The organism is Rhodococcus sp. (in: high G+C Gram-positive bacteria), from assembly GCF_049286785.1.
GTDB lineage: Bacteria > Actinomycetota > Actinomycetes > Mycobacteriales > Mycobacteriaceae > Rhodococcus_F.
In genome coordinates this window covers 1-10,457 of sequence record NZ_JBAQEO010000510.1, presented here as the reverse complement: position 1 = coordinate 10,457, position 10,457 = coordinate 1, and the positions used below count along the sequence as shown (strand labels likewise).

Sequence of the window (10,457 nt, the reverse complement as noted above, 5' to 3'; positions counted from 1 at the left end):
CGGCGAGCCCGCGCGAGAGACCGGCGTCGAGGGAACCGGCGGAAAGACCGGAGGAACGCAATGCCTCGGCGATCCCGGGGATCTCGCGGTCGAGTACCTCTGCCGTGACATCGGGAGCAACGTCCCGCGGCGACACACCGGTACCACCGACGGAGACGACGAGGTCGACACCACCGATGACCGCGGTGTTGAGTGCGTTACGGATTTCCAGCTCGTCGGCGGCCACGGCGACGATGGCGTCGACGATGAAGCCGGCCTCACTCAGCAGTTCGGTCACCAGTGGGCCGATGGAGTCCGTGCCGTCACCGTGAGCGGTGCGGTCGTCGACGATTACCACCAGCGCGCGGCCGGCCAAGGAGGCTTCCATTTCCATGGCTCCTACCGTAGTGGCCGCGGCCAGAACAGACTCGACCTGCCCGAGAATCCCTTGATTCATCATCGGCCACCCTGCTCGGCGGTGCCGAGTGTGACCTCGACGGTCTTCCGGCCGGACCCGTCGGCGCCGGTGTACGTCACGGACACCGTGTCTCCCGGTGCATGTGAGCGGATGGCGGCGATGAGGGCGTCGCCGCTGTCGATGACACGATCGTCGACCTTGGTGATCACCGCCCCCTTCGGTATCCCGGCCTTCTCCGCCGGGCCGCCGGCGGTGACCTCGACGACGGTCGCGCCGTTGACATTGTCACGGGACGGGACCTGGATTCCGATGATCGCCTGGGTCGCCTTACCGGTCTTCACCAGTTCATCCGCGATGCGCCGCGCTTGATCGACCGGAATCGCGAATCCGAGGCCGATCGATCCGCCCTGCTCACCGGCGGCCGTGCCGCCGATGCTCGCAATGGCGGTGTTGATGCCGATCAACTTGCCCTCCCTGTCGACGAGGGCTCCACCCGAGTTACCGGGATTGATCGCGGCATCGGTCTGGAGGGCGTCGATCACCGTGTTCTGGTTGCCCGACTCGCCGCTGGTGGAGACCGGACGGTTGAGGGCGGAGATGATGCCCTCGGTGACCGTGCCCGCCAGGCCGAGCGGAGAACCGATCGCCACCACCTGCTGACCCACCTGGACGCTGCTCGAGCTGCCCAGTTCGATGGGGGTCAGCGCGGTCTTGCCTTCCGCCTTGATGACGGCGAGATCGGACACCGGGTCGGCGCCGGTCAGGGTCGCCGGAGCGGTGGTCCCGTCCGAGAACGAGACCGACAGCTTGCCGCCCTGGGCCGCCGCGCCGGCCACATGGTTGTTGGTGAGGATCAGTCCGTCGGACGAGAGAATGACACCCGACCCCTCCCCACCGGTCCCGGCCGCGCTGGCCACCTCGATCTTCACGACGCTCGGGACGACCTTCGACGCCACCGCCTGCACCGAACCTGCCGGAGCGCTGGCTGCCGGGGTGGCGCTGTTGTTCTTCGGGGCTTCCAGAGAGTTGGTGACAGGGGTTCTGCTACCGCCGCCGTCGGTCGCCAGTGATCCCACCACTCCCCCGATGCCACCGCTGACCAGCGCCAATGCGACAGCTCCCGCTACGAGTGCCGCGCGGGCCGGACGCTTGGTAGCGGTGGTCGCAGTCGATCCGGGCCCGGGCTGGCCGAGCTGACCCGGGAGCGGGCCCTGCGGCGCCCCGTGCTGGGGATGCCCGAACTGCTGCGTCGGCTGCTGGGGTGCACCGTACGGGTTGGTCTGCGAGTAACCGGCACCGCCGTACGCGTGCTGTCCCACGTGTCCCGGGCCGCCTTGCTGTGGCGCGGCAGGGAACTGCCCGGCCGGCTGGTGGCCCGCACCCGGATACCCGCCCTGGTCACGACCGGTGTTGTCCGGGTTGCCGCCGTGGTTGCCGTTTCTCTCTTCGGTCATCGCATCACTTCCATCTCCCGCGCCTGTCCGCAGGGGCAGACGCACCGTCTCTGTAGACGAGAATGCCCGGCGGGACTGAGAAGGTCCTGAGATCGGCCTGTAAGTTCGCCGAGATCCTGCCTGTCCAGGCTAGTTCGAGCCCGGTTCGCCCGGGAGCACGATACGAATCAGCGCACCGCCCCGCTCCGAGACATCCACCCCGATGGTGCCACCGTGCTTGATCACCACCTGCCGCACGATCGCCAGTCCCAGCCCGGAGCCTGGCATCGAACGCGACGCGGTGGACCGGTAGAAGCGGTCGAACACCAATTCCCGGTCTTCCTCGGGGATACCGGGGCCGGCGTCGTCGACGGTCAGCTCGAGCAGTCCCTGCCCTGCCGGTTTCATCGCGACGCGCACCTGCTCGCCGGTGGGACTCCACTTGGCCGCGTTGTCGAGCACGTTGAGCACGGCCCTCGACAGCCCCGCCTGGTCGCCGTAGACGAACCAGGGGACGGTCGCCGCGGTGAAGTCGATTTCGTTGCGCCGGCGTCGCGCCCGCTCGAGGCACCGATCCACCACTTCGCTGAGATCGACGCGTTCGAAGATCGTCTCCGGTGCGTCTTCCCGAGCCAGGTCGACCAAGTCACCCACCAGGGTCGACAGCTCCTCGATCTGCGCCACCACGTCGGTGCGCAATTCGGCCATGTCCTCGTCCGGGATGTGCGGTGCATCGGGCCGACTCGACGCGATGAGCAATTCCATGTTGGTGCGCAGCGAGGTGAGGGGCGTCCTCAGCTCGTGGCCGGCGTCGGCCACCAGCCGGCTCTGCCGTTCACGCGACTCCGCCAACGCACGAAGCATCGTGTTGAAACTCTCGGTGAGCCGCGCGATTTCGTCGTTTCCCGTCACCGGGATGGGGGTCAGGTCGTCGGTTCGCGCCACCCGCTCGGTGGCCGCGGTGAGACGCGCGATCGGGCGCAGGCCCGTCCGTCCCACCGTCGTTCCGGCGGCGGCGGCGAGGACCACCCCGCACCCGCCGACGACGAACAGGACCCACGCCAGCCGGTCCAGCACCGCTCCGGTCGGGGCCAGTCGCTGCGCGATCACGAGCGTGCTGCCGTCCTGCGTCCGCTCGGCCAGAACACGCTCGTTCTCGGCCGTCCGCAGCGAGGTGTCACGTTCGCCGCGGGCTACGGACAGCTCGGGTTCACCGATCGGGACACTCGACCCCGGAGGGGTGTACGTATTCAGATCGGGGAAGATCAGCGCCACGCTGATGTCCGTGGTGTACAGGGTTGCGCCCGCGATGTAGCGCGGGTCGAACGTGACGAGATTGCTGTCGATCAGTGCCGATGCCCGGGTGCGAAGCTGATTGTCGACGTCCGCGTAGAGGGCACGCGAGACCACCGCGTAGGCGGCGATCGCCATCACCGCCACCGCGATGGCCACCACCGAGGCGGCCAGCAGCGTCACACGCCAGCGCAACGACACCGACCGAGTCAATGGCATCGGCGGTCTCATCATCGGCGGCGCCTGCGCCGGGCCGTGGGGAGGACGCGAGTTGTGGTTCGCCTCGGGATTCGCCGACTCGGTTCTGGCAGCTGTCTTGTGGAACGGAACTGCCATCACGGTGGAGTCTCCCGCAGCACGTAGCCGACGCCGCGGACCGTGTGCAGCAGACGCGGTTCACCCTCCGCCTCGGTCTTCCGGCGCAGATAACCGATGTACACCTCGAGCGCGTTGCCCGAGGTCGGGAAGTCGTAACCCCATACTTCCTCGAGAATGCGGCCACGGGTGAGCACCCGGCGCGGGTTGGCCATCAGCATCTCGAGCAGGGAGAACTCGGTGCGCGTGAGGCTGATCGACCGTCCGCCCCGGGTGACTTCCCGCGTGACGGGATCGAGGGTGAGGTCCTCGAACGTCATCTTCTCCGAATCGATACCCGGCTCCGGAGCGGCCCGGCGGAGCAGCGCGCGCAGCCTGGCCAGCAATTCCTCCAGCGCGAACGGCTTGGGCAGGTAATCGTCGGCCCCGGCGTCGAGGCCCGACACCCGCTCCGAGACGGAGTCGCGAGCGGTGAGGACCAGGATCGGCAGGTCGTCGCCGGTGCTCCGAAGGCGGCGGCACACCTCGAGGCCGTCCAGTCGCGGCATCATCACGTCCAACACCAGCGCATCGGGCCGCGAGGCCGCCACCTTTTCCAGGGCGTCGACACCGTCGACGGCAAGATCCACCGAGTACCCGTTGAAGCTGAGTGAACGGCGGAGGGACTCCCTCACGGCCCGATCGTCGTCGACCACCAGAATGCGCATACGGGACAGTTTGGCCTCGGCATCTGAGATATGGCTGAGAAGGGTCCCTGCCCGTCGATTCCGGCTACCTCTTGTCAGGGTCCAGCAGGCCCAGTTTCACCGCCTTCACCAGTCGTCGGGGCACTCGATGGGTCTCTCCTCGCACCGTGACCCCGACCAGATCCGGCACCTGCGCCTTCCACTGCGCTCGGCGGCTGCGCGTCTTGGACCGCGACATCCTTCTCTTCGGTACCGCCATGTCTACTTCTCCTTCCGGGTGCGGGTTCCGTACCGTCGCTGGAACTTCTCGACGCGTCCCGCGGTGTCCATGACGCGCTGCGCACCGGTCCAGAACGGGTGCGACTCGTTGGTCACGTCGACGACGACCAGCGGATAGGTGTTGCCGTCCGCCCATTCGACGGTGCGCTCACTCGTCAGCGTGGACCGGGTGAGAAAGGTGGTGCCGGTGCTCGCGTCCTGGAACACCACGGGGTGATAGTCGGGATGGATACCGTTCTTCATTCGCGTCCTTCTTTCGATTCGTTTTGCGCATAAGGGGATTCACTGCTTTCGCAGGGGTCTTCGTGGAACTCACCGAACGGGTCCGGCCACCGGTGCCATCCGGCCTCGTCCGCCAGTTCCTCGTCCGTGATGAGCGCCCACTGCAACGTGCGGTCGATCTCGGAGGGGTCGGCGGCATGAACCAGCACCACCATCGAGGTGTGCCGGTCACCGAAGCGCTCGTCCCAGCACAGTGCGGCCATGGCGCGGCGCGCGGTGGGCACCCTCTGCTGCTCCTCGGGTGTCATCGCCGCCAGCCAACGATCGGCGCTCGCCACCCGCAGTCCCCCGCCCGCAGACTCGAGCCACAGCGCCTCGTCCGGCTGCGTCGCCACCCATACCCGTCCGCGCGCGGTCACCACTCCCTCGAGAAGGACGTCGATCGCCTCGTGGAGCCGTTCGGGGTGGAACGGCCGGTTCGCCGAGAACTCGACGAGCATCACGCCGAAGTCGCAGGAAAGCGGTGGCTGACCACGCAGCAGCGGCGAATGTGCGTGCGAGACCTCACCGCGACGGGCGTCGCCCGGGACGGCGTGCAGGAGCCTGTCGACATCGGGAACGGAATCGTTGGACCAGGCGATCGGCGCCCCGGGCGCCAGGCGTGCCAGTACCGCATGCAGCCGAGCCTGTTGCCATCCGTCGCCGGCGTTTCCCGTCACCACCAGGGCGTCCGCGAAGCCCACCTGCCCAACCGCCACCTGCGCGACGGTCCGGTCGTCGTCCAGCTCGCCGTCGCCGGTGGCGTCGTCGAGCCAGGTTTCGGCGTCGATGCAGGTGACCACGCCGTCGACGCGCACGTCGCGGGCCGCCGGACCGTCGATCTGTCCCACCACTCCGGACACCGACACGTGCTCGACCGCCCAGCAGACGGCCTCCGGTTCGAGCCGGCGGTCGAGGTGCCGCACGATGCGCTGCACCGAACTACGGGCATGCAGGCGACGCAGCAGCGGGACAAGGTCCTCACGCAGCGTGCAGGAGATGCAACCGTGCGCCAGCTCGAGGACGCCGAGGCGCTCGCGCGGCATCCCTGACTCCACCGTGGTTACGGTGCGGCGCACGACGCCTTCGCACAACAGACCCAGGTCGTGATGCACGACGACGGTGCCTTCGCGGAGCAGCGACCGCGCCACGCCCTCGGTGGGGCCGTTCCACCCGGATACCAGGATCAGCGGCGTCCGGCCGTCGAGTATCTCACTCACGAGCACCCTTTCGATAACGATTGTCATTACGTATACAGGACGCTACAGTGGAATCTCATCGTTGTCGAAAATGATTGTCATTACTCCTCGAGGCGATTCAGCGAGGGGACAGAGAGGAACGCCCATGTCGGCGCACTGCCAAGTGACCGGACGCAAGCCAGGATTCGGCAAGTCCGTGTCGCACTCCCACACACGCACCAACCGGCGCTGGGACCCGAACATTCAGAAGAAGACCTACCTCCTGCCCAGCGAAGGCCGGAGCGTCACCCTCACGCTCTCCGCAAAGGGCATCAAGACGATCGACCGGGACGGCATCGAGGCCGTCGTTGCCCGAATCCGGGCCCGTGGAGTGAAACTCTGATGGCGGCTCGCAACGAGATCCGGCCGATCGTGAAGCTGAAGTCGACAGCAGGCACCGGATACACCTACGTCACCCGCAAGAACCGCCGAAACGACCCCGACCGGCTGGTGCTCAGGAAGTACGACCCCGTCGTCCGCAAGCACGTCGACTTCCGCGAAGAGAAGTAACGGATACCAGATGGCAAAGAAGTCGAAGATCGCAAAGAACGAGCAGCGCAAGACGGTCGTGGCGCGCCACGCGGACCGCCGGGCGGAACTGAAGGAGATCATCCGCCTCCCGGCGAGCAGCTCGGACGAACGCCTCCGGGCGCAGGCGGCACTGCAACGTCTGCCCCGGGATGCCAGTCCGGTACGATTGCGCAATCGAGACGCTGCGGATGGACGTCCGCGCGGCCACCTGAGGAAGTTCGGGCTCTCTCGCGTGCGTGTGCGCGAGTTGGCGCACCGCGGGGAGCTGCCAGGCGTCCACAAGTCGAGCTGGTAAAGGAACAGAGATGGCAGTCAAGAGAGCACCGTCCAAGAAGCCGCGCCCCGTCGAGGGCCGCAAGCCGAAGAAGAACCCGTTGTTCGCGGCGAAGATCGAGCACGTCGACTACAAGGACATCAACCTTCTCCGCACCTTCATCTCGGACCGCGGCAAGATCCGTAGCCGCCGCGTGACGGGCCTGACCCCGCAGCAGCAGCGCCAGGTTGCCGTTGCCGTCAAGAACGCCCGCGAGATGGCACTGCTCCCCTTCACGAGCCGGTAGCACCGAGGACCCAAAGCCGCGCAGCCCACTGGGTTGCGCGGCTTTTCACTTGACGGAACCGCGGACCTTCTACATCCGGCCGAGTATCTCCATCGCCTGCTTGTCGAGAGCGCCGATGGTGTTGGTGAGTATTACCAGCGCACGATCGTGGGCGCGGTCGAGGACGATGGTGCACTGGAAACCGCCCGTGGCCCCGCCGTGCACGGTGTAGGTCCTGCCCTCGTATTCGGTGAGCGACCAGGTGAGCGGCCGATCCATCGCCTCGGGCCCCACCGAGCCGTCCAAGAGTTGCCGTGCGTAACCGGCCATGTCCGTCCCCGTCGAGCGCAGTCCACCGGACGGCGCGTACGCGGCCAGCGGCCACGGTGCCTGAGACCGGTGGAGGGCATCGAAACCCCGAGTGACATCGTCTGGCAACTCAGCGGCCGTCAACGGCAGCCATGTATCGGACAGTCCGAGTGGAATCAGCATCCGTTCGGTCAGCAGTGTTCGGTAATCGGTGTGGGCAGCGGCCGCGAGGGCCTGCCCCAACAGTGCGTATCCGACTGTCGAATAGGCGTGGTTGCCGCGGTTCGTGAGCGGCGCCGAGTGCATCTGGGCGAGCAGTTCCTCACCGTCGAACGTGAACGGGTTTTCGGCGATCATCCATTGCCCTACGGCGAGGGCGGTATCGACGTCGACGGGAAACTGCGGGAGACCGGACGTGTGCGACGCCAGTTCGAGCAGTGTCACGTCGGCCACCGCGGTGCCGTCGAGTGGCAACAGCTGCCCGACCTTCGTGTCTTCACGCACCTCCCCGCGGCGGACGGCATCGACGAACAACTCGGCGGTGAAAGTTTTGGTCACCGAACCGATCTCGTACTCGACTTCTTCGGTGGCACCGAAGTTGGCGAACCGCGTACCCGTGGTGTCGACGTACGCGACGGTGGCGATTTCGCGGTAACTTCGCCCCAGCACCTCACCGGCAATCGCGATCAGTGCGGGGTCCCCACTCGACGGCGGTGCCAGCGCTGCCGCCCTCGGAGCCCCCATAAGGACAAGGGCAAGCGCGCATAGCAGGGCACGCAGAATCGTCTTTCGACGCGACATCGCGCCTCCTTGCACGCCTTCACGATCCCGACCTCCACCATTGTGACGGGCCACGATGGCCGCGCACTACACTTCGGACGGTTTGCCGGAAGAAGGCCGACCACCGAGGAGGTTCCCCGCAGCATGTCGGGAGTGGTTGCGGGATTCACCGTAATTTTTGTCATCATCGCGATCGGCTATTTTGTCGGCCGACGCGGAACGCTCGGATCCGAGGGCGAGTTCGTACTGGGCAGGCTCGTGTTCTTCGTCGCGACACCGGCGCTGCTGTTCGATTCGCTCGCGTCCTCCGACCTCTCGGTGATCTTCTCACCCACCCTGGCCGTCGCGGCTGCGACAGCTGTGACAGTGGCAGCAATCTACCTGGTTGTGGCAAAGCTGTGGCTGCACAGGCCACTTCCCGAGCTCACGATCGGCGCCCTGTCCGCGTCGTATGTGAACTCCGCGAATCTCGGGATTCCCATTGCGGTATTCGTGCTGGGTGACGCGTCTTTCGTGGCACCACTCCTGTTGTTCCAGATCGTCGTGTATTCGCCGATCGCATTGACGGTTCTCGACGTCACCACGATGCGCGGCGGTGCGTCGCTGCGTGCCACGATCGCCGCACCGTTCAAGAATCCGATCGTGCTCGCCGGCGCGGCGGGACTGCTCATCGCGGTCATGGACTGGAGCCCGCCGGAGGCGATCATGCAACCGTTCCGGCTCATCGGCGGCGCCTCCGTCCCCGGTGCGCTGCTGGCATTCGGACTTTCGTTGAACGGCGTCCGGGTGCTGCAGAAGGGGACGAGCCCCCGGCGGGACGTGGCCCTTGCATCGACGCTGAAGATCCTCGTGCAACCGATCCTCGCGTATCTGATGGCGCGGTACCTGCTGGGATTGGACGGCCACGAACTGTTCGCGATCGTGGTCGTCTCGACCCTGCCGACCGCACAGAACGTGTTCGTGTACGCCAGCCGGTATCAACGCGGAACAGTGCTCGCCCGCGACAGCGCCTTCGTCACGACGCTCGCGTCGATCCCTGCAATCGGGATCGTCGCCGCGTTGCTGTCCTGACTCGCCTGCACCCGACGGCAGTCCCGCAGCTCCCGGGACCGCGCGGACGAGCGGGTTACGGTGGGTCATGCGCGTAATCGCCCTCGCAATCGTGGCCTGCTTGGCCGTCGCCGGGTGCGGCTCGGGTTCGGTCACCGAAGAACCGGCACGCTCGATCGACCTGTCGTCCACTGTTGATCCGAACGCCACCTCACCGTCGTCCGGGATGCCGGAACCCACCGAAGTGCCCGGCGAGGACTTCCAGACCGTCTTCACTCCGCGACCCGACATCGTCCAAGCGCACCCGACACCCTTCGAATCGTGGTCCCGGGCCGGGGACCACAGGGTCGCGATACATTTCGTCACGGGAACCCCGGAGTGTTACGGCGCCGACGCGACGGTCACCGAAACCGACACGACTGTGGCGATCTCGTTGCGGACCGGCACGCTCCCCGAGGCAGCGGACAAGATGTGCATTCTCGTGGCCGTGTTCGGCACCCTCGAGGTCCGGCTGGAGTCGCCGCTCGGTGATCGCAAGGTGATCAACGGGTGAACCGGTGAAGCACTGGTTCCTCAATGTCTGCATCGCAACAGCACTACTCCAAGCCGTATACCACGGTGTCCGCGTTCTCGTTTCCTACCGCGTCCTCGACCTCGGTGGCGACGCCGTCACCATCGGCATCATCGCCGCACTGTTCTCACTCGCACCTCTGCTCGTCGCCGTCCGGATCGGACGGGCGGTGGATCAACGTCATGCGGCGGCGGTCCTCCGAGCCGGCGTGGTGCTGTCGTCGCTGGGTGTGCTCGTCATCGCACTGAGCGACGATCTGACCACGGTCGCGCTCGGCAACGTGGTGCTGGGATTCGGTCAGATCCTCGTGACGGTGGCGAGTCAGGGATTCATCACGCTCCTCTCCCCGCCGGGTGAACTCGACCGGGGTTTTGCGGGACTCACTCTCGGTGTCTCGATCGGCCAGGCCGTCGGCGTTCCCGTCGTAGGGCTCATCGCGTCCGGCAGCAACGGCGGCGCGGTTCCCACCACTCCCGCCTTGTTCGTGATGGCGGCGGTCTCCCTCCTCGCGGTTCCGTTCGCCTGGCCGATCCGGGAGAGACCTCGATCGATTGCCGTGGCGTCCGAGCGGAAGCAGCAGTCCGTCGCAAGCATGCTCGGGACGAAGGGAATGCGGCCGGCCGTGTTCAGTAGCCTCGTCGTCCTGGCGTCGGTGGATGTGGTCGTCGCGTATCTTCCCGTGCTCGGCGAGGAATTCGGCTTCAGCGTTCTGCTGGTGACGCTGCTACTGACTGCCCGTACCGCGGCGTCGATAGTCTCACGTGCCTTCCTCCCG

At 66.7% G+C, this 10,457-nt stretch carries 15 protein-coding genes; 7 read left to right on the top strand and 8 right to left on the bottom strand.

Annotated features, from left to right (window positions below):
* The 7 genes from WAW17_RS18455 to mrf all read right to left on the bottom strand — a co-directional run.
* Positions 1-436 (bottom strand): MogA/MoaB family molybdenum cofactor biosynthesis protein (locus WAW17_RS18455; protein WP_422334380.1); only part of this gene is annotated, 436 nt, incomplete at its 3' end.
* A complete protein-coding gene (locus tag WAW17_RS18450; RefSeq protein ID WP_422334379.1) occupies positions 436-1,851 on the bottom strand; it encodes a trypsin-like peptidase domain-containing protein in 1,416 nt (471 codons plus the stop codon). The genes WAW17_RS18450 and WAW17_RS18455, both read right to left, overlap by 1 nt.
* A gap of 129 nt (positions 1,852-1,980) precedes the next feature.
* The gene (locus tag WAW17_RS18445) at positions 1,981-3,459 is read right to left on the bottom strand and encodes an ATP-binding protein (protein ID WP_422334378.1); all 1,479 of its coding nucleotides are present in this window, start codon (positions 3,457-3,459) and stop codon (positions 1,981-1,983) included.
* Positions 3,459-4,145, bottom strand: coding sequence for a response regulator transcription factor (locus tag WAW17_RS18440; RefSeq protein WP_422334377.1), 687 nt, complete (start codon positions 4,143-4,145; stop codon positions 3,459-3,461). Before WAW17_RS18440 ends, WAW17_RS18445 begins: the two co-directional genes overlap by 1 nt.
* Before the next feature lie 64 nt (positions 4,146-4,209).
* A complete protein-coding gene (rpmF, locus tag WAW17_RS18435; protein WP_422334376.1) occupies positions 4,210-4,383 on the bottom strand; it encodes a 50S ribosomal protein L32 in 174 nt (57 codons plus the stop codon).
* Between the two features lie 2 nt (positions 4,384-4,385).
* Positions 4,386-4,646 carry a type B 50S ribosomal protein L31 gene (locus tag WAW17_RS18430; RefSeq protein WP_422334375.1) on the bottom strand — a complete coding sequence of 87 codons (261 nt, stop codon included), beginning with the start codon at positions 4,644-4,646 and terminating at the stop codon, positions 4,386-4,388.
* Positions 4,643-5,911, bottom strand: coding sequence for a ribosome hibernation factor-recruiting GTPase MRF (mrf, locus tag WAW17_RS18425; RefSeq protein ID WP_422334374.1), 1,269 nt, complete (start codon positions 5,909-5,911; stop codon positions 4,643-4,645). Before mrf ends, WAW17_RS18430 begins: the two co-directional genes overlap by 4 nt.
* 97 nt (positions 5,912-6,008) lie before the next feature.
* Between mrf and rpmB the strand changes: the two genes are divergently transcribed.
* From rpmB to rpsR, 4 genes are read left to right on the top strand one after another with little or no spacing between them, the layout of a single operon-like run.
* Complete coding sequence (rpmB, locus tag WAW17_RS18420) at positions 6,009-6,245, top strand: 50S ribosomal protein L28 (protein ID WP_422334373.1); 237 nt, start codon at positions 6,009-6,011, stop codon at positions 6,243-6,245.
* Positions 6,245-6,412 (top strand): 50S ribosomal protein L33, encoded by a 168-nt coding sequence (gene rpmG / locus WAW17_RS18415; RefSeq protein ID WP_422334372.1) that lies wholly within the window; start codon positions 6,245-6,247, stop codon positions 6,410-6,412. The genes rpmB and rpmG overlap by 1 nt, the downstream gene beginning before the upstream one ends.
* Before the next feature lie 10 nt (positions 6,413-6,422).
* Positions 6,423-6,728 (top strand): 30S ribosomal protein S14, encoded by a 306-nt coding sequence (gene rpsN / locus WAW17_RS18410; RefSeq protein WP_422334371.1) that lies wholly within the window; start codon positions 6,423-6,425, stop codon positions 6,726-6,728.
* 10 nt (positions 6,729-6,738) lie between these two features.
* On the top strand, positions 6,739-6,993 hold the full coding sequence (gene rpsR / locus WAW17_RS18405; RefSeq protein WP_009478875.1) for a 30S ribosomal protein S18: 255 nt from the start codon (positions 6,739-6,741) through the stop codon (positions 6,991-6,993).
* Between the two features lie 69 nt (positions 6,994-7,062).
* Here rpsR and WAW17_RS18400 read toward each other — a convergent pair whose 3' ends face one another.
* Positions 7,063-8,082 carry a serine hydrolase domain-containing protein gene (locus WAW17_RS18400; protein ID WP_422334370.1) on the bottom strand — a complete coding sequence of 340 codons (1,020 nt, stop codon included), beginning with the start codon at positions 8,080-8,082 and terminating at the stop codon, positions 7,063-7,065.
* A 123-nt stretch (positions 8,083-8,205) separates the two neighbouring features.
* Here WAW17_RS18400 and WAW17_RS18395 point away from each other — a divergent pair, with 123 nt between their 5' ends.
* The 3 genes from WAW17_RS18395 to WAW17_RS18385 form a co-directional block, all read left to right on the top strand.
* Positions 8,206-9,132 carry an AEC family transporter gene (locus WAW17_RS18395; protein ID WP_422334369.1) on the top strand — a complete coding sequence of 309 codons (927 nt, stop codon included), beginning with the start codon at positions 8,206-8,208 and terminating at the stop codon, positions 9,130-9,132.
* Positions 9,133-9,199: 67 nt separating this feature from the next.
* Positions 9,200-9,664, top strand: coding sequence for a hypothetical protein (locus WAW17_RS18390; RefSeq protein ID WP_422334368.1), 465 nt, complete (start codon positions 9,200-9,202; stop codon positions 9,662-9,664).
* Positions 9,665-9,668: 4 nt separating this feature from the next.
* Positions 9,669-10,457 (top strand): MFS transporter (locus WAW17_RS18385; protein WP_422334367.1); only part of this gene is annotated, 789 nt, incomplete at its 3' end.